This is a genomic window from Pseudomonas zeae (assembly GCF_014268485.2).
GTDB classification, from domain to species: domain Bacteria; phylum Pseudomonadota; class Gammaproteobacteria; order Pseudomonadales; family Pseudomonadaceae; genus Aquipseudomonas; species Aquipseudomonas neuropathica.
On sequence record NZ_CP077090.1, the window covers coordinates 3,041,715 to 3,063,145 of the forward strand.

Consider the following 21,431-nt stretch of genomic DNA (forward strand, 5'->3'; position numbering starts at 1 on the left):
AGCGCCGGGTTCAAATGCGCAGTTCCAGCCGATCCCGAAACTGCTCCAGCGCTTCGGGATTGGCTAACGCATCAGTGTTTTTCACCGGCCTGCCGTGCACCACCTCGCGCACGGCAAGTTCGACAATCTTGCCGCTGATGGTGCGCGGAATGTCCGTCACCGCAACGATCTTCGCCGGTACATGCCTTGGGGTGGTATTGGCGCGGATCTCCTGACGGATGCGTTGCTCCAATGCGTCATCCAGTGCCAGCCCTTCGCGCAACTTCACAAACAGCACAACCCGCACGTCATCCTGCCACTGCTGACCGATAGCGACGCTGTCCAGCACTTCGCTGACTTTCTCGACCTGCCGATAGATCTCCGCTGTGCCAATGCGCACGCCACCCGGGTTGAGCACTGCGTCAGAGCGACCATGGATCAGCATCCCGCCGTGAGGCCGTTGCTCGGCATAATCGCCCTGTGCCCAGACCCCGGGAAACAGGCTGAAATACGATTGCCGCAATTTTGCGCCGTCCGGGTCATTCCACAGGCCAATCGGCATGGCCGGGAAATGCCGGGTGCAGACCAGTTCACCTTTTTCACCAAGCACCGGTTGGCCGGCGTCATTCCAGACTTCGACCGCCATGCCCAGGCTCTTGCCCATGATCTCGCCGCGCCGCACCGAGGACAGCGGATTGGCGTTGACGAAGCACGAAACGATATCAGTGCCGCCTGACATCGACGCCAGGCATACATCCGCTTTCAAGTCGCGATAGACGAAGTCATAGCTTTGCGGCGATAACGCTGAACCCGTGCACAGCAGCGTCTTCAGGCTGCTCAGATCATGACTTTCCCGGGGCTTGGCGCCGCTGCTTTCCAGGGTGGCGAGAAACTTGGGGCTGGTGCCGAACACACTGATGCGCTCGTCGTCGATCAAGTCGAGCAAACGCTGGTTGTCCGGGTGAAACGGCGAGCCGTCGTACAGCACCACGGCGCTGCCGACCGCGAGCGCCGAGACCAGCCAGTTCCACATCATCCAGCCGCAGGTGGTGTAGTAGAAAAGTCGATCGCCGGGGCCGAGATCGCAATGCAGGCCGTGTTCCTTGACATGTTGCAGCAACACGCCGCCGGTGCTGTGAACGATACATTTCGGCACGCCGGTGGTGCCGCTGGAATACAGCACGTACAGCGGATGATGGAACGGCACCGGGACAAAGTCCGGTTCGCCGCCGACCTGATAAAAGTCATCCCACACAGTCACTTCGGCGGGAGTCTTGTATGCCTCGACACGGGCCTGCGGCTGGGCGTAAGGCACGATGATCAACTGCCTCAGGGTTGGCAGTTGCTCGAGTATTCCGTTGATTTTGTCGGTCTGCGCGATGACTTTGCCGGCATAGCGATAACTGGCGCAGGTGAGCAGCACCTTGGGTTCGATCTGGCCGAAGCGATCGATCACCCCATGGGTGCCGAAATCCGGTGAGGAGCACGACCAGATCGCACCGAGGCTGGTGGTGGCGAGCATCGCCACCAGGGTCTGCCAGGTATTGGGCATGCAGGCGGCGACGCGATCGCCAAGACCAACACCGGCGGCCTGCAAACCGGCCTGAAATCCGGCGACATGCTCGGCGAGTTCGGCCCAGGTCAACTGCTCGCGTTGACCGTTTTCCGCCACGCTGATCACCGCCACGGCATCGTCACGCCGCCGCAGCAGGTGTTCGGCGAAGTTCAGCGTGGCGCCTGGAAACCACTCGGCGTCGGGCATCTTTGAGCCTTCGCGCAGCACGGCATCGGGTTGCGTGTGGAAGCGGATATCGAAGAAATCGACAATCGCCTGCCAGAATTCCGCGCGCTGCTCGACGCTCCATTGGTGCAGGGCAGGGTAATCGTCGACTTTCAGTGAATGGCGTTGATTGACCGCACGACGGAAGGTGTCCATGCGCGACTGGGCGATACGGTTGGCGTCGGGTTGCCAGAGGATGTCGGACATTGTTTGCCTCTTGTTTTATTCATGCACAAAGCTTGGGCGGTTCAACTATCCCCTGTAGGAGTGAGCCTGCTCGCGATAGCGGTGTGCCAGAACCGTAAAAGTTAACTGACACAAAGCTATCGCGAGCAGGCTCACTCCTACAGGGACGCAGCATTACTGCGCCAACCACCCACCATCAATATTCCACGCCGCGCCGCGCACCTGGCTGCCAGCCTCGCTGCACAAAAACAACACCAGTTCGCCCAGATGCTGCGGCGTCACGAATTCCAGCGATGGTTGCTTCTCGGCCAGCAAATCATGCTGCGCCTGCTGCGGATCGACCCCCTTGGCCGCACGGTCGTCGATCTGCTTCTGCACCAGTGGCGTGAGCACCCAGCCCGGGCAGATCGCGTTGCAGGTGACATTGCTGGTCGCGGTTTCCAGGCCGACCACTTTGGTCAAGCCGATCACGCCGTGCTTGGCGGCGACATACGCCGCTTTGCCGGTCGAACCGACCTGGCCATGCACGGAGGCGATGTTGATGATCCGCCCCCAGCCTTTGGCGCGCATTCCCGGCAAGCTCAAACGCGTGCTGTGAAACACCGAAGACAGGTTGATGGCAATGATCGAGTCCCAGCGCTCGACCGGAAAATCCTCCACGGCGGCGACGTGCTGGATGCCGGCGTTGTTGACCAGAATGTCGACACCGCCGAATTCGCGCTCGGCGTAATTGATCATGTCGGCGATCTGCGCCGGGTCACTGACATCGGCCGGATGATGGCCGACCATGCCGCCGAACCGGGCGACTTCGGCGATGACTTTCGACGCATCGCCAAAACCATTGAGAATCAGATTCGCGCCAGCCTTGGCCAGGCTCAGTGCGATGCCCAGACCAATGCCGCTGGTGGAACCAGTCACCAGCGCGGTCTTGCCGGAAAGAGTCGTCATGAATACCTCACACAATGCCAGTGGCGTAGAAGGTGCCGATCACTACGAAAACCGCCAGGGTCTTGATCAGCGTAATACAGAAAATGTCTTTGTAGGCTTCGCGGTGCGTCAGGCCCGTCACCGCGAGCAAGGTGATGACCGCGCCGTTGTGCGGCAGGGTGTCCATGCCGCCACTGGCCATCGCGGCGACGCGGTGCAGTACTTCCAGCGGAATATTCGCGGCGTGGGCTGCACTGATGAACTGCTCGGACATCGCCGCCAGCGCAATGCTCATGCCGCCGGAAGCGGAACCGGTGATACCGGCCAAAAGGGTCACGGTGATGGCTTCGTTAACCAGCGGATTGGGAATCTGCTTGAGCCAGTCCGCCAGCACCAAAAAGCCTGGCAGCGACGCGATCACCGCGCCGAAGCCATACTCCGAGGCGGTGTTCATCGCCGCCAGTAATGCGCCGCTCACGGCACTTTTGCTGCCTTCGGCGAGCTTGCTGCGAATCGCCTGAAAGCCTAACGCCAGCACCATCAGAATGCCGACCAGCAAAGCCGCCTGCACGGCCCAGATCGCCGTCAGTTTGGCGATCTCGGTGGTCACCGGAGCCGCCATGCCCGGCAGCGCGAGGCTGTGGGTCTTGCCGTACCACTGCGGAATCCATTGGGTGAAGAGCAGGTTCATGATGCCCACCGCCAGCAATGGCGACAGGGCAAGCCATGGGTTTGGCAGTTTCAGATCTTCAGCGGTTTCCGGCTCGTTGCGCAATTCAGTGCCGTAGCCTTCGCCAGCACGTTGCGCCTTGTTGCGTTGCCGCTGCAGAAACAGCATGCCGGTGCAGAACACGAAAATCGTGCCGATCACCCCCAGCCAAGGCGCCGCCCATGCGGTGGTGTTGAAAAAGGTGCTGGGGATGATGTTCTGGATCTGCGGCGTGCCGGGCAGGGCGTCCATGGTGAATGAAAACGCGCCGAGGGCAATGGTGGCCGGGATCAGCCGCTTGGGGATATTGCTCTGGCGGAACATCTCGGCAGCAAACGGATAGACCGCGAAGACCACCACGAACAGCGACACGCCGCCGTAAGTAAGCAGAGCGCAGACCAGCACGATCACCAGCATCGCTTGCTTGGTGCCGAGCAAGCGAATGGCCGCCGCGACAATCGAACGGGAGAAGCCCGACAGTTCGATCAACTTGCCGAACACGGCACCGAGCAGGAATACAGGGAAATACAGTTTGATGAAGCCGACCATTTTCTCCATGAACACCCCGGTGAACGCAGGGGCGACGGCGGAAGGGTCGGTGAGCAGAACTGCGCCGAGGGCGGCAATCGGGGCGAAGAGGATAACGCTGTAGCCACGGTAGGCGGCCAGCATTAGCAGCGCCAGGGCTGCCAAGGCAATGATCACACTCATGGTGTGTCTCTCCAGAATTGTTATTTTTGTTGGTAGAACGGGTGTGGAAGAGGTGTTAGCGAGATCTGTGCCAGATACGTAAGCAATTGAAATATATGAAGTTAATCTGAGTGATTGAGTGGCGAATGAGTTGTTTGTCTCTGTTTTGAGATGGTGTTGATCGATTTGGCGTCATCGCGAGCAGGCTCACTCCTACAGGGGGGATGTGTACACCGGTAAAACTGTAGGAGTGAGCCTGCTCGCGATGAGTGCGAAGCACTCCTTTGTGCATATCTACATATAGAGATTAACGTCTCTATATAGAGATTCAGGCGATTCCCAACGCCACCATTTTCTTGTACAACGTCGACCGCCCAAGCCCCAGTCGAGCCGCCGCTTCCGGCACGTTTCCCGCGCATTGCACAAGGGTCGACTGAATCAGTTGCCGGTCGAAACGCGCCCGCGCCTCGGTGAACGTCTCAGACACCGACGCTTCAGCCATTGGCGTCAGCGCACGCTCGACCGGCGTCAACGTGCCAATCGCCGCACGAATATCCTGCTCGGTCAGCATCAAGTCATCACTGAGCAACGCCGCTCGCTCCAGCACATTGCGCAGTTCGCGAATGTTCCCCGGCCAGGCATGCTGACCGAGCAACGCCAGCGCATCCCGGTGCAGTTCGTGTTGGCTGCGCAGTTCTTCCAGAATCGCTTCACTGAGTGCCGGTAAATCATCAAGGCGTTCACGCAATGGCGGCACCTGAATCGGCAACACATTCAGGCGATAGTACAAATCGGCGCGGAACTCGCCGCGCTTGATCGCCGCTTGCAGATCGGTCGAGGTGGCAGCAATCACGCGCACGTCGCTCTGAATCACCTCGTTGGAGCCGACCGGTTCGAACTCCTTTTCCTGCAACACGCGCAGCAGCTTGCTCTGCAAGGGCAGCGGCATGTCGCCGATCTCGTCGAGGAATAACGTGCCGCCCTGGGCGATTTGCAACTTGCCGGTGCGACCCTTGCGGTCGGCGCCGGTGAACGCGCCCGGTGCCGTGCCGAAAAATTCCGCCTCCAGCAGTGCCTCGGGAATTGCCGCGCTGTTGATGCTGACGAATGCTTTGTGCGCCCGTGGCGAAGCGCTGTGAATCGCTTGGGCCAGCAGCTCTTTGCCGGTGCCGGTTTCACCGAGCAGCAACACCGGTGACTCGGCGCTGGCACTGCGCCGGGCGCGGCGTTTGACTTCAAGACTGGCGGCGCTGGTGCCGATGAAATGGGCGAAGTTGTATTTGGTCTGCCGGGCGCGCAGCAGAGAACGGGTCGAGGCCAGTTCTTCCTGCATGCTCAAGTAGCGTTTGAGCATCGGCGACAACGTGCGCAACTCGTCGAACAGGGCAAAACCGATCGCGCCGATCACCGTGCCGGCGTCATCGTGGATCGGCAGGCGCATCACCACCAAAGGCTCCTTCGGCGTGTCCTGCATGTCCAGAAGAATAGGGCGACCGGTGCGCACGACTTCCCGCAACAGGCTGCCGGGAATCACGCTTTCACAGGGTTTGCCGATCGCGCCTGCAGCCGATTCAAGACCGAAACGCCGGGCGTAGCGCTCGTTCATCCAGACGATGTTGGCATCGCGGTCGACAATCACCGTGCCTTCGCTGGATTGCTCGATGATCTCGAACAGCGAACGGATCGCCAGGGTGCGCACCCGTTGGTAGTCCTTGAGGCTTTCGGTGGTGTTCATGGAGGCTGATCCTGATTGTATGTTGCCTGTGCCGGCCCTTTCGCGAGCAAGCTCGCTCTCACAGTAGATTGGGTCGTGGCCAAATTTTGTGTCCGGCGTGAACCTTGTGGGAGCGAGCCTGCTCGCGAACTCCTCGACCCGGTTTCAAGCCGAACACATATGACACCTACCCCGGATGCGCCGCCGCCAACAGCTCTTTGGTGTACGGATGCTGCGGCGCATCAAACACCTCATGGCTGGCGCCACGCTCGACCACTTTGCCGTCCTTGATCACGATCATGTCGTGGGCCAGCGCGCGCACCACCGCCAGGTCATGGCTGATGAACAGATAGGTCAGACCGTGTTTTTCCTGAAGCTGGCGGAGCAGGGCGACCACTTGTTTCTGCACCGTGCGATCCAGCGCCGACGTCGGTTCGTCGAGCAGGATCAGCGCCGGTTTCAGCACCAGCGCCCGCGCGATAGCGATGCGTTGGCGCTGACCACCGGAGAACTCGTGGGGATAGCGATGGCGACTTTGCGGGTCGAGGCCGACCTCTTTGAGCACGCGGATGACTTGCTCATCGCATTCATCAGCCGTCGACTCGCAGTGTACTTCCAGGCCTTCGCTGATGATCTGCGCGACTGACATGCGCGGGCTGAGGCTGCCGAACGGATCCTGAAACACCACCTGCATCTGGCGGCGCCATGGGCGCATTTGCTTCTGATTGAGACCGTCCAGTGCCTCGCCCTGAAAGCGGATACTGCCTTCGGAGTCGAGCAGACGCAGGATCGCCTGACCCAGCGTCGACTTGCCCGAACCCGACTCGCCGACGATGCCCAGCGTCTTGCCACGCTGGATGCTCAGGCTGATGCCATCCACCGCCCGCAGGTACTGCTTGCGCTGGAACAGACCGCCACCGACGACAAACTCAACCTTGAGATCGTCAATCTCCAGCACGTTTTCGCGCTCATCCCGAGGCAGTGCTTCGCCTTCGGGCTCGGCGTTGAGCAGCACGCAGCTGTAAGGATGCTTCGGTTCGGTGAACAGGGTTTCGCAGGGTGCCTGCTCGACGATTTCCCCGGCCTTCATCACGCACACGCGTTGCGCAATGCTGCGCACCAGATTGAGGTCATGGCTGATCAGCAGCAGCGACATGCCCAGGCGCTGTTGCAGGGATTTGAGCAGCAGCAGGATCTTGCGCTGCACGGTCACGTCAAGCGCGGTGGTCGGTTCGTCGGCGATCAACAGCTCCGGTTCGCAGGCCAGGGCCATGGCGATCATCACCCGCTGTCGTTGTCCGCCGGAGAGTTGATGCGGGTAAGCCTTGAGGCGTTCCTTGGGTTTCTGGATGCCCACCAGTCCGAGCAGTTCGAGGATCCGCGCCTGCGCCGCTTTGCCGCCGAGGCCACGGTGCAGCAGCAGGGTTTCGCCGATCTGTTTTTCGATGGTGTGCAGCGGATTCAGCGAGGTCATCGGTTCCTGAAAAATCATGGCGATGCGGTTGCCACGCAGTTCGCGCAAGACTTTGGGATCGGCGCCGATCAGTTCCTGGTCGCGATAGCGAATGCTGCCAGTGGTTTGCGCTTCGCTTTCGGGCAGCAATTGCAGAATCGAATGGGCAGTCACCGATTTGCCTGAACCCGACTCGCCAACCAGGGCCAGACACTCACCGGGGCGAATGTCCAGGCTCAGGTCGCGCACCACGCTCTGGTCATGGAAGGCAACGTTGAGGTTACGGATTTCAATCAGGTTGTCAGTCATGGCCACGCTTCAGGATCGAGGGTCGAACGCGTCACGCAACGCTTCGCCGATGAACACCAATAAAGAAAGAATCAGCGCCAGGGTGAAAAACGCCGTCAGCCCGAGCCACGGTGCTTGCAGATTCTGTTTGCCCTGACCGATCAACTCACCCAGCGAGGCGCTGCCGGCGGGCATGCCGAAACCGAGAAAATCCAGCGCGGTGAGGGTGGAAATCGCCCCGGTCAGAATGAACGGCAAGTAGCTCAATGTTGCATTCATGGCGTTGGGCAGAATGTGCCGGAAGATCACCTTGCGATCGCTCAGGCCCAGCGCGCGGGCGGCTTTGACGTACTCCAGATTACGTCCGCGCAGGAACTCGGCGCGCACCACATCCACCAGCGCCAGCCATGAGAACAGCGCCATGATCCCCAGCAGCCACCAGAAATTCGGCTCGACGAAACCGGAGAGGATGATCAACAGGTACAACACCGGCAGCCCCGACCATACTTCCAGCAAGCGCTGCCCGAGCAAATCGACCCAGCCACCGTAGTAGCCCTGCAATGCCCCGGCGGCGATGCCGATCAGAGCGCTGACAAAGGTCAGCATCAAGGCAAACAGAATCGACACCCGAGCACCGAAAATCACCCGCGCGAGCACGTCTCGCGCCTGATCATCAGTGCCCAGCCAGTTGACCGCCGTCGGCGGGCTCGGCGCCGGTTTGTTGAGGTCGTAGTTCGGCGTGTCATCGCTGAACGGAATCGGCGGGAACAGCAGCCAGCCACCGTCCTTGCGAATCAGGTTCTGCACATAGTCGCTGCGATAATCGGCCTGGAACGGCAGCTGTCCGCCGAACTCCTGCTCGGTGTGGCGCTTGAACACCGGGAAGTACCACTGGTCCTGATAGCTGACGACCAGAGGCTTGTCATTGGCGATCAACTCACCACCCAGTGTCACCACAAACAGGCCGATAAACAGCCATAACGACCACCAGCCACGACGGTTTTTCTTGAAGCGCTCGAAGCGCCGGCGGCCCAGAGGCGAGAGCTTGAACATCAGGCGTTCCTCGCAGCGAAGTCGATACGCGGATCGACCAGCGTGTAACACAGGTCGCCGACCAGTTTTATCAGCAGGCCGAAGAGGGTGAAGATGAACAGCGAACCGAACACCACCGGGTAGTCCCGCGAAACCGCGGCTTCGTAGCTCATGCGCCCGAGACCGTCGAGGGAGAAGATCACTTCAATCAGCAAGGAGCCGGCGAAGAACACACTGATGAATGCCTGCGGGATGCCGGACACCACCAGCAACATCGCATTGCGGAACACATGCCCGTAGAGCACGCGGCGCTCGCTCAGGCCTTTGGCGCGCGCGGTCACCACATATTGGCGGGTGATTTCATTGAGAAACGAGTTCTTGGTCAGGATCGTCAGCGTGGCGAAACCGCCGATCACCAGTGCCGTCACCGGCAGTACCAGGTGCCAGAAGTAGTCAGCGATTTTGCCGAGGGTCGACAGCGATTCGAAGTTGTCCGACACCAGGCCACGCACCGGAAACCAGTTCAGCGACGTGCCGCCGGCAAACACCACGATCAGGAACATCGCAAACAGAAACGCTGGCATCGCGTAGCCGATGATGATCGCCGTGCTGCTCCAGATATCGAAATGACTGCCATGGTGCACGGCCTTGCGGATCCCCAGCGGGATCGACACCAGATAGGTGATCAGTGTCGCCCATAGCCCGAGGGAAATGGTCACCGGCATTTTTTCCAGGATCAGGTCGGTGACTGTCGCGCCACGGAAAAAGCTTTTGCCGAAATCCAGTTGTGCGTAGTTCTTCAGCATCAGCCACAAGCGTTCATGGGCCGGTTTGTCGAAGCCGTACTGTTTTTCGATGTCCTTGATCAGTTGCGGATCGAGGCCGCGACTGGCTCGGGAAGTACCGCTCATGGTTTCGCTGGCACCGCCGCCGACACTGGCGCCGCCGATCCCTTGCAGGTGAGCGATGGCCTGTTCCACCGGACCGCCGGGCGCGGCCTGGATAATCACGAAATTGACCAGCAGGATGATCACCAGCGTCGGGATGATCAGCAGCAGGCGCCGCAGTATGTAACCCCACATCAGTGCGGCCCTCCGGGTCTGCCACGGGTAATTTTTTCCGCGGTCATCTGCTGATTGGTCAGCGGTGTGCTGCTGATTTCCCACCAGCTCTCGATGGCTTCGTCATTGCTGGCTTGCACCGACGGTATGCCGAAGCGGTTCCACCACACGGTCGAGGTGCCCGGTGGATAGTAGTTGGGAATCCAGTAGTAATTCCATTGCAGGACCCGGTCCAGGGCGTGCGCGTAATGCAGCATGTCGGACTGGGTGGAGGCGCGGATCAGGCCGTTGATCAACGTATCCACGGCAGGATTTTTCAACACCATGTAGTTGTTTGCGCCTGGGTCGTTGGCCGACGCGGAGGCGAAGTAATTGAGCAATTCGCCCCCCGGCGAGGTGCTGACCGGGTAGCCGGTGACGATCATGTCGTAGTCGCGGCTCATCAGGCGATTGACGTATTGCGAGGAGTCGATACGGCGAATGTTCAGATCGATGCCGATCTGTTTCAGCGTGCGCTTGTACGGCAGCAGCAAGCGATCCATGCCGTTCTGGCTGACCAGGAAGGTGAAGCTCAGTGGTTCGCCCTGGGCGTTCACCAACTGATCGCCATCCGGTTTCCAGCCCGCCTGTTCGAGCAGTTCGAGGGCCTGCAACTGTTTGTCACGGATGACGCCGCTGCCATCGGTTTTCGGCGCTTCGAAGACTTTAGTGAAAACCTCTTCGGGAACCTGGCCGCGCAGCGGTTCGAGGATTTTCAGTTCCTGCGCATCGGGCAGTTCGCTTGCCGCCAGTTGTGTTTTGGAAAAGTAGCTCTGCTGGCGGATATACATACCGCGCATCATCTGCCGGTTGCTCCACTCGAAATCCCAAAGCATGGCCAAGGCCTGGCGTACGCGGCGATCGGCGAACATGGGTTTCTGCAGGTTGAACACAAAACCCTGGGCTGACTGTGGCGCCTCGGTGGCCAGATGCGCCTTTTGCAGGCGTCCGTCGCTCAGTGCCGGGCTGTCATAGCCGATCGAGTAGCCAGTGGCCGAAAACTCGCGGTTGTAGTCATAAGCGCCACCGCGCAGCACTTGGCGGGCGACGTCGGTATCACCGAAGTACTCGATGCTGAAATGATCGAAATTGTACAGGCCACGACTGACCGGCAGATCCTTGCCCCACCAGTCGGCGTTGCGTTCAAACGTGATACTGCGCCCCGAATCGACCTTGCCGACACGATACGGGCCGCTGCCCAAGGGGGCTTCATAACCGCCGCCGCCGGCGAAATCGCGACGCTTCCACCAATGCTCGGGGAATACCGGCAGGGTCGCGATGTCCAGTGGCAGGGTGCGGTTTTCATTACTCTTGAAATCGAAGCGCACGGTCAGCGGCGCTTCGACTTCGACGCCTTTGACGTCGGCAAACTGGGTGCGATAACGCAGGCTGCCCTGGGTCATCAATAAATCGTAGGTGTAACGCACGTCTTCGGCGGTGATCGCTTTGCCGTCGGCGAAGCGTGCCTTGGGATTGATGTAGAAGCGCAGCGACAGACCATCGTCCGAGCGTTCCATCTTTTGCGCGACCAGACCGTAGACCGTGTAAGGCTCGTCAAGCGAACGCTGGGCCAGCGGCGAATAGAGCAAGCCATCGATCTGAGTGACGCCGATGCCTTTGTCTATATAAGGAAGGACATGGTCGAAGTGGCCGATCTCGATGGCCGAGCGGCGCATTGTCCCGCCCTTTGGCGCTTGCAGGTTGGTGTAGTCGAAGTGACTGAAGCCGGCAGGATACTTGGCAGGCTCGCCATAAACGGTCAACGCGTGTTGCGGTGCAGCGTTTGCGCCGGTGGCGCCCGTCAACAGGGCGAGGGCGGTGAGCATCAATGTGGGGAAAACCAGTCGCATTGTCAGCCTTGGAACCGGGAAATCGATAAGCGCAAGTTGTACGCGAGAGGCGCGTCAGTCGCCAGCCGTATATGTAACTGAAACACAACGGCCCACCAGAAGGCGGGCCGTTGGCAAGCAATCAGGCGACGGATCAGTCCTGACGGCTGGTGACTTCCAGCAGGTGATAACCGAACTGGGTTTTTACCGGACCTTGCACGACGTTGATTGGCGCGCTGAAGACCACGGTGTCGAATTCCTTGACCATCTGGCCAGGACCGAACGAACCCAGATCACCACCCTGACGGCTCGATGGGCAGGTGGAGTTGGCCTTGGCAACTTCGGCGAAATCAGCGCCACCTTCGATCTGGGCCTTGAGTTCGTTGCACTTGTCTTCGCTGGAAACCAGGATGTGGCGGGCAGTGGCTTTAGCCATGGGGAAATTCTCCAATCTATTTCAGTAAAAGTGTGGAGCCTACCGGATTCAGTGGGCGAATTCTCGGCAAAGTTCCGTTCGATTGTCCGTGGCCTTGATCAGAGATTCGCGGCTCGCAAACGTTCAGCATGTTCGACGTACAGCTCAATCGGGTCGGGCAGTGCGGTTGCCGTGGTGGCCGTGCGGCGCAGGCTGCCCAGATGGTCCAGCGGGTAGTCGGAGCGGATCACTTGCCCCAAGTGAGAACTGAAGCGGCCAACGAAGCCGTCATTCTGCTGCGTTTCGGTCATGAAGTACTGCGATAACGCGTGGCAAATGCTTTGGGTTGGATCGAGTGTCGACGGGCTGTTGGCCGGCAGGACGCCGCTCCATGAGTAATAGCGTACGCCGTTGACCTGTTCCGGGCCTTGTCCGCCCCAAGTGCTGGGCAATCCCTGCGGAAACTTGTCGTTGAACTCGCCTACGCCTTCGGTCGTCAGTGCATTGAGCGCCGCCATTGCGTTCTGCGGCAAGGTGACACTGCCACTGAGCAACGATAGAAAATCGGCAAATAGCGTCGCTATATTTTGGGCGACGACCTCCGGCAGCCGCCCGGGTATCAGGGCCTTACGCAGAAAGTCGGCCAGTTCCGAACCGTGATTCGGGCCGCTGACAGAGGTTACGGAAGCGACGGCGTGTGGCGCGAGCGCTGCAGCGTATCGAGCAGCCAGTGCTCCCTGACTGTGTCCTATGAGGTTGACTTTGTCTGCACCTGTGCCTCGCAAGACACGATCAATCTGTGCAAGTAATTGTTCACCCCTGGTTTCGTTTTTATGGGTGGCAGAAAGGTGCGGAACAAACACTCGGCTGCCGGCCGTTTTCAGAGCGTCCTTTACGTCATGGAACAGCTCGAAGTGACCGATGCGCTCGAATCCGAACAGGCCATGTACCAACAGGACGGGATAGCGAGTTGAAGCATTCCGTTGCATGTTCTTACCTTTTTCGCAGAAGTTCATCGGGGAATCCGGAGGCCACTCTAAAACACTCATCCCGTTGAAGAAGTAAGAAGGGGCTTCTCTTGGCCGTTGAATCTGGACTAGTGGCTGTACGAATTTTCAGATACTTATGAAATCCGAATCGGAAGTTGAGGACATCTTTCGCTCGGTTGATGGCGTTTTTGCGTAGTTTGCCTACCCGGTGGGAGGCCTTTGCCGGGTGTTCGCGGCGGCTGAGGCTGACATCGAAAGTGTGCGCAATAGCGTTCAATGTTGGCTGTCGACGCCGCCCATGAAAGCGGCGTTCTTTCCAAGGAATGGAGCCACTAATGCACACGCACGAAGTCGAGTTTTGCTACCGGATGCGCCACCCCGCCAGCCCCTGTGTTTCGAACGAACTGCTGCCAGCGGCAATCGTTGATAGTCTGAAGGGGGCGGTGCTTGATCCATCGCTGGGCAAGGTCGTTGTCCGTATTGCTCCTTATGCAAACATGAGCTGCGGCGATCAGTTGCTCTTGAGTTGGGACGGTCTGGACATAGAGGGCTTTGCTTATCAGCATGAAATGGTTCGCTATATCAGCGAAGCCCAGGTCGGCAAAGACATCGTTTTCGTGATCAAAGGCCTGCACATCGCTGCACTGGATGGCGGTTCGCTGGCGGTCTACTGGAAACTGCTCAGTGCGCGCTCGGCTGAACCGGCGGTGTCTGCCCGTGTGCATTTGTCCGTGGGTGATGTCCGGCAACAATTGCTTGCACCGATTGTCGAGGGGGCCATCGGAGGGGCGCTGGATCCGGCGCGGGTGCCGGACGGCACGCTTATCGTGCTCCAGCCTTATGCCCGAATGGCGGCGGGGGATCGAGTCACGTTGCTGTGGGGCGCTGACGCATTGTCCGCAACGTTCAGCGACAGCTTGAAGGTCGAAGCCTTTGCTGTCGCAGACGTACTGTCATTCTGGGTTGAAGGGGCGCACATCGCTGCTCATCTCGGCGGCGAGGTGGTGGTGCGCTATCAGGTCGAGCAGGCGGGCGGAGTCATTCGCGAGTCCGAGGCGGCAAGAATTCTCGTTACCCCGTTCCTGCGGGGAGAGCTTGAGGCTCCCGATGTACTTGAAGCTGAAGACTGCGTGCTGTTGAAAGAGGACTCCGTCGATGGCGTCACCATCGTGATCGGTAATGCCCGGACGCAGGAAGGCGAGTTGGTCTATCTCAAGTGCGACGGGGAACTGTTCAATCATCGGGATGACCGTGAAATCACTCGGGAGACGGCGGGGAAGCCGCTGATCTTCATTGTGCCGCACCGATTCTGGCGTGAGCACCATGGCACGACCGTGCGGGTGGCCTACACGGTTGAACGTCTGGACGATGTCAGTCAGACGTCTGCGGCCACACAGGTGCGAGTGGAGGGGTAACGCGGCGTGACCAGCCCTGCGGTTTGCAATAAATCCGCGGGGCTGGCCGGATAATCAGCCTTTTGTCTGTGTACTGAGGCGTTGAGATGCGTCCAGCAGCAAACGCTCCGTTGCGCTGAAACCGAGGCAGCCATCGGTAATCGAAACCCCGTAACGCAGGGATTCGCTCAGCGGCTGGCAGCCCTCGAACAGGTGAGACTCGATCATCATGCCGATCAGAGAACGGTCACCTTGCAGGCGTTGCTCAAGCACTTCGTTGAAGACGCCAGGCTGGCGTAGCGGGTCCTTGCCACTGTTGGCGTGGCTGCAATCGACCATGATCCGGCTCGGAATCTTCAGGCGATCCAGGTCGGCATGGATTTTGGCCACACTCTCGCGATCATGGTTCGGCCCTTTATGGCCGCCGCGCAGAACCAAGTGGGTGTCGGGGTTGCCGGGCGTTTGAATGATGGCTGGATGGCCCTGACTATCGACGCCGAAATGCCGGTGCGGATGGGCTGCCGAACGCATGGCGTCCACCGCAATGGCGGCACCGCCGTCGGTGCCGTTCTTGAAGCCGACGGGCATGCCCAATCCACTGGCCATCTCCCGATGGATCTGCGATTCAGTGGTACGCGCGCCAATGGCCACCCAGCTCAGCAGGTCATCGAAGTAGCCGGCAGCCATGGGTTGCAGCAGCTCGGTGGCCACCGGCAAACCGAGGCGGATCATTTCCAGCATCAGCTCGCGCGAAAGCGTGAGACCGCCAGCCATGTCATCACTGCCATCCAGATGCGGGTCGTAGGCCAGACCTTTCCAGCCGACCGTGGTGCGCGGTTTTTCGACATAGGCTCGCATCACCAACAACATTTCGCCGCTGACTTCTTCAGCCAGTCGAGCGAGCTTGCCAGCGTATTCGAGTGCGGATTGCGGATCATGGATAGAGCAGGGCCCGACGATGACCAGCAGGCGCTGATCCTGGCCGTTGAGAATGGCGCGAACCGCCTGACGGTGGGCGGTGACTTGCTGACTCAAGGCATTGCTCAGGGGCAATTGCTGTTTGAGTTGCAACGAGCTGGGCAGACGCAGAGTCAATGCTTCGTTGGCAGGATTCAGAGTGGACAGCGGCAGAGCAGAAACGGACGAGTTCATATTCGGTCTTCCTGGGCTGGCGGCGGGTTCTCCCGCTCGCTCGGCCCTACTGGGGTGTTCGACAATTGGCCGTATTGGCTACGTGTGTGTGCTTGCCACCTGTAGGTGACCGATCGGAGGCGGCAGGCTGTCCCGAGCGGAAGCTGGTAAATCGCCAGGCGTTAAAGCTGTCGTAACGGTAATAAGTGGCGTAGTTCATTTCGTGAATCCTCAAAGTGTCTGGTGTGTTGCTTAAAAGGTTGGGGCTGAAAAAACAAAACCCCCGGTCGGGAGGCCGACCGGGGGTTGAGAATTCTCTGGTAGGCGACCCGTTGTTATGGGCGCCGTTTGGGTATCAGGCGCGCCAGTGGCTAAACCAATACCCAAAATAAAAGCTGACCGGAGCGCAAACGTCATTCACCCGGGCAGCCGCAACCGAGCGCAAGGCGCTGGCGGTACGAAGCTGTGAGAGGGCGTTGAACATGGTCTGTCTCCAATGAATGGGCCGAGCTTACTAGAGGGCGATACGCCTCAGCAATCAGAAATTGCTATCGCGTAATCAACAAAACATCTATTGCTAGCGTCGCGCTGGAGTTGTGACATTCTGCACTTCGCTTGATGACCAAGGATGAACCGTGTCGACACAAAACATTGCTGCTGCTCAGTCTCTGCTCATTGCCGATGATCTGTTGGTCAAGGCCGAGCGCGTCGTGGGTGCGTGGCTGGGGCGAATTGTTCCTGTTGTGCAAGCCTGATGACATTCCACTTACGATTGGCGGTTCCAGAAGATCTGGCGTTTGCCCGTGATCTTACCTGTCAGAACATGCTGCGCTACTACATTCGCCATGACCTGCCATGGCAGGACGAAGCGTTCGACGTGGCATGGTTGGGGCGGCAAAACTGGCTGATAGTGAAGGGTGATGTGCCAGTGGGCTTTCTCAGTCTCAGTCGGGATATGCGCGCGCTGTACATTCGTGAACTGCAAATTGCTGAAACGTATCAGGGGCAGGGTGCTGGTTCTTGGGCGATCGATCAGGTTATCGACATGGTCCGCAAAGAAAGACGCCCGGCTCTACGCCTGACCGTATTTGAAAATAATCCGGCGAGAAACTTGTATGAGAGAAAAGGACTACAGGTTCAGGGCGCGGACGAGTGTTTTCTGCGAATGCAGCTTGATATCAGTACACATGTGCTCTGAAACCCACGGCCGGCAAGCCTTCAATGATGAATTGAAACTTTTTAAATGACGCTTTCCGCTAGGTCTGCGTGGCACTTTTTGCTAAGGTGTCCGGCATCCCAATATGACCATATCGCGAGGTGTCTGCTTGATTAGGGTGCTAGTGGTCGATGACCATGATCTCGTTCGTACAGGCATTACACGTATGCTGGCCGATATCGATGGCTTGCAGGTGGTTGGCCAGGCCGAATCCGGGGAAGAGTCCCTGATCAAGGCCCGAGAGTTGAAGCCCGATGTGGTGCTGATGGACGTCAAGATGCCTGGCATCGGCGGCCTGGAAGCCACGCGCAAACTGTTGCGCAGTCATCCGGATATCAAGGTGGTCGCGGTCACGGTGTGTGAGGAGGATCCTTTCCCGACACGCTTGTTGCAGGCCGGTGCTGCGGGTTATCTGACCAAGGGCGCGGGTTTGCCGGAAATGGTCCAGGCGATTCGCCTGGTATTTGCCGGCCAACGCTATATCAGTCCGCAGATTGCCCAGCAATTGGCGATCAAATCCTTCCAGCCCTCCAACGACTCTCCCTTCGATGCCTTGTCCGAGCGCGAAATTCAGATCGCCTTGATGATTGTCGGCTGTCAGAAGGTTCAGATCATTTCCGACAAATTGTGCCTGTCGCCGAAAACCGTGAACACCTACCGCTATCGTATTTTCGAGAAGCTTTCGATCAGCAGCGATGTCGAGTTGACCCTGTTGGCGGTTCGTCACGGCATGGTTGATGCCAGCCTCTGACCATGACTGAAACATTCGATTCCGGCGCGTTTCTGTCGACAGTCAGCGGGCGCCCAGGCGTCTATCGCATGTTCGACAGCGATGCACGCCTGTTGTACGTGGGCAAGGCCAAGAACCTGAAAAAACGCCTGGCCAGCTACTTTCGCAAAACCGGCCTGGCGCCGAAGACTGCCGCGTTGGTGGGGCGCATTGCGCAGGTCGAAACGACCATCACCGCCAACGAAACCGAAGCGCTGCTGCTTGAGCAGACGCTGATCAAGGAGTGGCGACCGCCGTACAATATCCTGCTGCGCGACGACAAATCCTATCCCTATGTGTTTCTGTCCGACGGCCAGTTTCCGCGCCTGAGCATTCATCGCGGGGCCAAAAAGGCCAAGGGCAAGTACTTCGGTCCCTATCCGAGTGCCGGCGCCATACGTGAAAGCCTGAGTCTGCTGCAAAAGACCTTCTTCGTTCGGCAGTGTGAAGACAGCTACTACAAGAACCGTACCCGTCCATGTCTGCAGTATCAGATCAAGCGCTGCAAGGCGCCTTGCGTGGGGCTGGTCGAGCCTGACGTGTATGCCGAAGACGTGCGCCACTCGGTCATGTTTCTTGAGGGGCGCAGTCACGCGCTGACCAACGAGCTGTCCACGGCGATGGAGGAGGCGGCGATCAACCTGGAGTTCGAACGAGCCGCCGAGTTGCGTGACCAGATCGCGCTGCTGCGCAGGGTTCAGGATCAACAAAGCATGGAAGGCGGCACAGGGGACATCGATGTCATCGCGGCATTCGTCAACCCGGGTGGCGCCTGCGTGCACCTGATCAGTGTGCGTGGCGGGCGCGTGTTGGGGAGCAAGAATTTCTTTCCGCAAGTCGGCATCGAGGAGGACGTGTCGGAAGTCATGGCCGCGTTTCTTGGCCAGTATTTCATCAGCAGCCCTGAGCGCGATTTGCCGAGCGAACTGATCGTCAACGTGGTGCATGAAGATTTTCCAACGTTGATCGAAGCGATCCATGAGTTGCGTGGTCGCGAGCTTGCCATCAGTCACCGGGTGCGCGGTACGCGGGCACGCTGGCAGCAACTGGCCGTCACCAACGCCGAGCAGGCGTTGGGCGCACGCCTGGCCAACCGCCAACACACCGCCGCGCGCTTTGAAGCCTTGGCCGAAGTGTTGAATCTCGATGAACCGCCGCAGCGCCTGGAATGCTACGACATCAGCCATTCCAGCGGTGAGGCGACGGTTGCTTCCTGTGTGGTCTTTGGCCCGGAAGGCGCGATCAAGTCGGACTACCGGCGCTATAACATCGAAGGGGTCACGGCGGGTGACGACTATGCCGCCATGCATCAGGCCTTGACGCGACGCTTCAGCAAACTCAAGGAAGGCGAGGGCAAGTTGCCAGACATCTTGCTGGTGGACGGTGGCAAGGGCCAGCTGTCGATGGCTCGCGATGTTCTCAACGAGTTGGCCGTACCAGATCTGATTCTGCTCGGTGTTGCCAAAGGCGCTACTCGCAAGGCGGGCTTCGAAACGTTGTATCTGAATGATGCGGCGCATGAGTTCACCTTGCGTGGCGACTCGCCGGCGCTGCACTTGATTCAACAGATTCGCGATGAGGCGCACCGCTTCGCGATTACCGGACACCGCGCACGCCGAGGCAAAACCCGCCGTACGTCAACGCTGGAAGGCGTTGCCGGCGTTGGGCCGACCCGACGTCGCGACTTGTTGAAACATTTTGGTGGATTGCAGGAGCTGACTCGTGCAAGCATCGAAGAGATCGCCAAAGCCCCGGGGATCAGTAAAAAGCTCGCAGAGTCGATTTATGCGAACCTGCATAGCGAGTAGAATGCCCCTTCACCTCGTAGCCAGTTGTGCCGATGAATATCCCTAATCTGATTACCGTTCTACGCGTCCTGCTCATTCCGATCTTCATTTTGCTGTTCTATCTGCCTTATCAGTGGAGTTACATGGCCTCCGCCTCGGTGTTTGCCTTTGCGGCAGCGACGGATTGGCTGGACGGTTATCTGGCTCGCCGTCTGGAGCAAAGCACTCCGTTCGGGGCGTTTCTCGATCCGGTAGCCGACAAGCTCATGGTTGCGGTGGCACTGGTGCTGCTCGTTCAAGAACACGGCAATCTCTGGCTCACTCTGCCGGCTGCTGTCATCATCGGTCGCGAGATCGTGGTGTCGGCATTGCGTGAATGGATGGCCGAGCTTGGTGCTCGTGCCCACGTAGCCGTTTCAAATCTGGGCAAGTGGAAAACCGCGGCGCAGATGCTTGCGCTGGTCATTCTGTTGGCCAACCCGAAGGACTTCAGTTTCTGGGTTATCTTGGGTTATGCCTTGCTGATGGTCTCTGCCGGCCTGACCTTGTGGTCGATGGTGCAGTACCTGCGCGCCGCCTGGCCGCACCTGAAGACTGATGTTGAAAAGAAATAAAACTTTTTTGAATCAAGGGGTTGACGGAGCTTCTTAATTCTATAGAATGCGCATCACCAAGCGGGAATAGCTCAGTTGGTAGAGCACGACCTTGCCAAGGTCGGGGTCGCGAGTTCGAGTCTCGTTTCCCGCTCCAAGTTTGTACAGTGTTTGTTGTTGTGCTACTGACAGCAGATACTTTGAGGCCGAGTAGCAAAATGGTTATGCAGTGGATTGCAAATCCACCTACGCCGGTTCGATTCCGACCTCGGCCTCCACTATAAATAAGCTCCGTAGATCCATGATTTACGGAGCTTTTTTATTTGCAAAGTACCGCAAGATTTAGTCTTGAAAAACGGTCATTGCAAACTTGCTTCACCGGGAAGTGATGTATATATTTCCCGCACTGTTGTTCAAGGCTGGATCCTGTCAGGATCGCGACTGGGCAGCAGAAGACAGCAGCACCGCGCTACCGCCCGAATGGCGAAACTGGTAGACGCATGGGACTTAAAATCCCCCGCTCGTAAGGGCGTGCCGGTTCGATTCCGGCTTCGGGCACCATCTTAAATCAAGGGTTTGCGGGCGAAAGCTGATGCAAGCCCTTGTTTGTTTCTGGTCCGCAATCATTTGGTTGGCATTGCTGTTTGCCCTTGCGATTCCTGATGTATGGCTCGGTCATTATCACGGTCGTACACTCAAGTTGATTCCCCGCCTGCAAAATCTCACGCTGGACTCTGCCTTGTCTGTACCTGCCTTGGCGCGCAAATCTTGCCTCTGAAACTCAGCCTTAAGCCATCCGTTCCGCTGGTTGCCGTTGGGCGCGGAGGGGAATGCATTCAGGTGGTGTGCCAGCGGTTTGATACGAGGCGGTTGTCATAGCTCGCAGTTTCATCCAAATCTCTCGATTGCCCAGCGGCTAATATCTGCAAGCTGCATGGCGTTACGAAAAGATGCCCGGACGTAGCCGGGCTTTTAGGGAAGAGTTCAGCGCGAATCCGCTTCTTTCGGAGAACGAGACGAAGTTTTTTCACTTCGTCTCCGAAGCCAGCTAAAGAACGCGTGCACCGGATGCAGGAAGGCCACAAGCACGCCGATGAGCATGATGATGAAGATGGCCACAAGCGGGATGCTTTCGTGCGAGAACATGGTGGGTTACTCCTGTAGTCACTATGTCGGAACCCGCAGCCTAGACGCATCGAGCCATGTTTTCGATGAACGTATATTCATCCTTCAGCGCCTCGGTTGTGCTACAGCGAGGCTCACGAGTCAGGCGGTATCTGGAAATCAGCGAGCAACCAAAAGACCCTCCCGAGTTGGCTGGGTTATTTGAAATTTCGTTCGTAAAACATTCGCTGTATCGCCGCGCAACCGCCAGACAAAACCATTTGCTCAATGCTGAACCCGCTTGTGAAGTGCCTGTTCGGGTATTAGCACCCGGCAAACTGTGCGT

At 58.6% G+C, this 21,431-nt stretch carries 17 protein-coding genes and 3 tRNA genes; 8 read left to right on the forward strand and 12 right to left on the reverse strand.

Annotated elements, in window-relative coordinates; all coding sequences use genetic code 11:
• Window positions 1-10: 10 nt before the first annotated feature.
• The 10 genes from HU754_RS13280 to HU754_RS13325 form a co-directional block, all read right to left on the reverse strand.
• A complete protein-coding gene (locus tag HU754_RS13280; protein ID WP_186621375.1) occupies window positions 11-1,966 on the reverse strand; it encodes an acetoacetate--CoA ligase in 1,956 nt (651 codons plus the stop codon).
• Between the two features lie 153 nt (window positions 1,967-2,119).
• Window positions 2,120-2,893, reverse strand: coding sequence for a 3-hydroxybutyrate dehydrogenase (hbdH, locus tag HU754_RS13285; RefSeq protein ID WP_093430959.1), 774 nt, complete (start codon window positions 2,891-2,893; stop codon window positions 2,120-2,122).
• A 7-nt stretch (window positions 2,894-2,900) separates the two neighbouring features.
• The gene (locus HU754_RS13290) at window positions 2,901-4,292 is read right to left on the reverse strand and encodes a GntP family permease (RefSeq protein ID WP_186621377.1); all 1,392 of its coding nucleotides are present in this window, start codon (window positions 4,290-4,292) and stop codon (window positions 2,901-2,903) included.
• A gap of 307 nt (window positions 4,293-4,599) precedes the next feature.
• Window positions 4,600-6,006, reverse strand: a complete 1,407-nt coding sequence (locus HU754_RS13295) for a sigma-54 interaction domain-containing protein (protein WP_186621386.1) — start codon at window positions 6,004-6,006, stop codon at window positions 4,600-4,602.
• A gap of 166 nt (window positions 6,007-6,172) precedes the next feature.
• Window positions 6,173-7,747, reverse strand: coding sequence for an ABC transporter ATP-binding protein (locus HU754_RS13300; RefSeq protein WP_186621388.1), 1,575 nt, complete (start codon window positions 7,745-7,747; stop codon window positions 6,173-6,175).
• A gap of 9 nt (window positions 7,748-7,756) precedes the next feature.
• Entirely contained in the window at window positions 7,757-8,779 is a 1,023-nt protein-coding gene (locus HU754_RS13305; protein WP_093430971.1) for an ABC transporter permease, read from the reverse strand.
• Entirely contained in the window at window positions 8,779-9,840 is a 1,062-nt protein-coding gene (locus HU754_RS13310) for a microcin C ABC transporter permease YejB (RefSeq protein ID WP_034154280.1), read from the reverse strand. The genes HU754_RS13305 and HU754_RS13310 overlap by 1 nt, the downstream gene beginning before the upstream one ends.
• A complete protein-coding gene (locus HU754_RS13315; RefSeq protein ID WP_186621389.1) occupies window positions 9,840-11,708 on the reverse strand; it encodes an extracellular solute-binding protein in 1,869 nt (622 codons plus the stop codon). Before HU754_RS13315 ends, HU754_RS13310 begins: the two co-directional genes overlap by 1 nt.
• A 133-nt stretch (window positions 11,709-11,841) precedes the next feature.
• Window positions 11,842-12,123 (reverse strand): peptidylprolyl isomerase, encoded by a 282-nt coding sequence (locus HU754_RS13320; RefSeq protein WP_007912303.1) that lies wholly within the window; start codon window positions 12,121-12,123, stop codon window positions 11,842-11,844.
• A 98-nt stretch (window positions 12,124-12,221) separates the two neighbouring features.
• Window positions 12,222-13,091: a lipase family alpha/beta hydrolase gene (locus HU754_RS13325; RefSeq protein ID WP_186621679.1), complete on the reverse strand. Its 870-nt coding sequence runs from the start codon at window positions 13,089-13,091 to the stop codon at window positions 12,222-12,224.
• Window positions 13,092-13,426: 335 nt separating this feature from the next.
• Between HU754_RS13325 and HU754_RS13330 the strand changes: the two genes are divergently transcribed.
• Window positions 13,427-14,506: a hypothetical protein gene (locus HU754_RS13330; RefSeq protein ID WP_186621391.1), complete on the forward strand. Its 1,080-nt coding sequence runs from the start codon at window positions 13,427-13,429 to the stop codon at window positions 14,504-14,506.
• Window positions 14,507-14,560: 54 nt separating this feature from the next.
• On the opposite strand, the gene HU754_RS13335 is transcribed toward HU754_RS13330, so the two are convergent.
• Window positions 14,561-15,637, reverse strand: a complete 1,077-nt coding sequence (locus HU754_RS13335) for a 3-deoxy-7-phosphoheptulonate synthase (RefSeq protein WP_099756426.1) — start codon at window positions 15,635-15,637, stop codon at window positions 14,561-14,563.
• A 733-nt stretch (window positions 15,638-16,370) separates the two neighbouring features.
• Between HU754_RS13335 and HU754_RS13340 the strand changes: the two genes are divergently transcribed.
• The 7 genes from HU754_RS13340 (at window position 16,371) to HU754_RS13370 (ending at window position 20,542) form a co-directional block, all read left to right on the forward strand.
• Window positions 16,371-16,814 (forward strand): GNAT family N-acetyltransferase, encoded by a 444-nt coding sequence (locus HU754_RS13340; protein ID WP_186621393.1) that lies wholly within the window; start codon window positions 16,371-16,373, stop codon window positions 16,812-16,814.
• Between the two features lie 127 nt (window positions 16,815-16,941).
• Complete coding sequence (gene gacA / locus HU754_RS13345; protein WP_016984198.1) at window positions 16,942-17,583, forward strand: response regulator transcription factor GacA; 642 nt, start codon at window positions 16,942-16,944, stop codon at window positions 17,581-17,583.
• A gap of 2 nt (window positions 17,584-17,585) precedes the next feature.
• A complete protein-coding gene (gene uvrC / locus HU754_RS13350; RefSeq protein WP_093430986.1) occupies window positions 17,586-19,409 on the forward strand; it encodes an excinuclease ABC subunit UvrC in 1,824 nt (607 codons plus the stop codon).
• Between the two features lie 32 nt (window positions 19,410-19,441).
• Window positions 19,442-20,002: a CDP-diacylglycerol--glycerol-3-phosphate 3-phosphatidyltransferase gene (gene pgsA / locus HU754_RS13355; protein WP_007950102.1), complete on the forward strand. Its 561-nt coding sequence runs from the start codon at window positions 19,442-19,444 to the stop codon at window positions 20,000-20,002.
• A gap of 60 nt (window positions 20,003-20,062) precedes the next feature.
• A tRNA-Gly gene (locus HU754_RS13360) sits at window positions 20,063-20,138 on the forward strand.
• 47 nt (window positions 20,139-20,185) lie between these two features.
• Window positions 20,186-20,259: transfer RNA gene (locus tag HU754_RS13365), tRNA-Cys, on the forward strand.
• Window positions 20,260-20,455: 196 nt separating this feature from the next.
• Window positions 20,456-20,542 (forward strand) — tRNA-Leu (locus HU754_RS13370).
• A gap of 423 nt (window positions 20,543-20,965) precedes the next feature.
• On the opposite strand, the gene HU754_RS13375 is transcribed toward HU754_RS13370, so the two are convergent.
• Entirely contained in the window at window positions 20,966-21,127 is a 162-nt protein-coding gene (locus tag HU754_RS13375) for a hypothetical protein (protein WP_175559572.1), read from the reverse strand.
• Between the last annotated feature and the right edge of the window lie 304 nt (window positions 21,128-21,431).

Excerpts from the sequence above, each read along its gene's own strand:
- HU754_RS13330 (WP_186621391.1), top strand. The coding sequence starts at position 13,427 with ATGCACACGCACGAAGTCGAGTTTTGCTACCGGATGCGCCACCCCGCC.
- hbdH (WP_093430959.1), bottom strand. The coding sequence starts at position 2,893 with ATGACGACTCTTTCCGGCAAGACCGCGCTGGTGACTGGTTCCACCAGC.
- HU754_RS13310 (WP_034154280.1), bottom strand. The coding sequence starts at position 9,840 with ATGTGGGGTTACATACTGCGGCGCCTGCTGCTGATCATCCCGACGCTG.
- HU754_RS13295 (WP_186621386.1), bottom strand. The coding sequence starts at position 6,006 with ATGAACACCACCGAAAGCCTCAAGGACTACCAACGGGTGCGCACCCTG.
- pgsA (WP_007950102.1), top strand. The coding sequence starts at position 19,442 with ATGAATATCCCTAATCTGATTACCGTTCTACGCGTCCTGCTCATTCCG.
- HU754_RS13375 (WP_175559572.1), bottom strand. The coding sequence starts at position 21,127 with ATGTTCTCGCACGAAAGCATCCCGCTTGTGGCCATCTTCATCATCATG.
- HU754_RS13320 (WP_007912303.1), bottom strand. The coding sequence starts at position 12,123 with ATGGCTAAAGCCACTGCCCGCCACATCCTGGTTTCCAGCGAAGACAAG.
- HU754_RS13325 (WP_186621679.1), bottom strand. The coding sequence starts at position 13,091 with ATGCAACGGAATGCTTCAACTCGCTATCCCGTCCTGTTGGTACATGGC.
- uvrC (WP_093430986.1), top strand. The coding sequence starts at position 17,586 with ATGACTGAAACATTCGATTCCGGCGCGTTTCTGTCGACAGTCAGCGGG.
- HU754_RS13290 (WP_186621377.1), bottom strand. The coding sequence starts at position 4,292 with ATGAGTGTGATCATTGCCTTGGCAGCCCTGGCGCTGCTAATGCTGGCC.
- HU754_RS13340 (WP_186621393.1), top strand. The coding sequence starts at position 16,371 with ATGACATTCCACTTACGATTGGCGGTTCCAGAAGATCTGGCGTTTGCC.
- HU754_RS13335 (WP_099756426.1), bottom strand. The coding sequence starts at position 15,637 with ATGAACTCGTCCGTTTCTGCTCTGCCGCTGTCCACTCTGAATCCTGCC.
- HU754_RS13280 (WP_186621375.1), bottom strand. The coding sequence starts at position 1,966 with ATGTCCGACATCCTCTGGCAACCCGACGCCAACCGTATCGCCCAGTCG.
- HU754_RS13305 (WP_093430971.1), bottom strand. The coding sequence starts at position 8,779 with ATGTTCAAGCTCTCGCCTCTGGGCCGCCGGCGCTTCGAGCGCTTCAAG.
- HU754_RS13300 (WP_186621388.1), bottom strand. The coding sequence starts at position 7,747 with ATGACTGACAACCTGATTGAAATCCGTAACCTCAACGTTGCCTTCCAT.
- HU754_RS13315 (WP_186621389.1), bottom strand. The coding sequence starts at position 11,708 with ATGCGACTGGTTTTCCCCACATTGATGCTCACCGCCCTCGCCCTGTTG.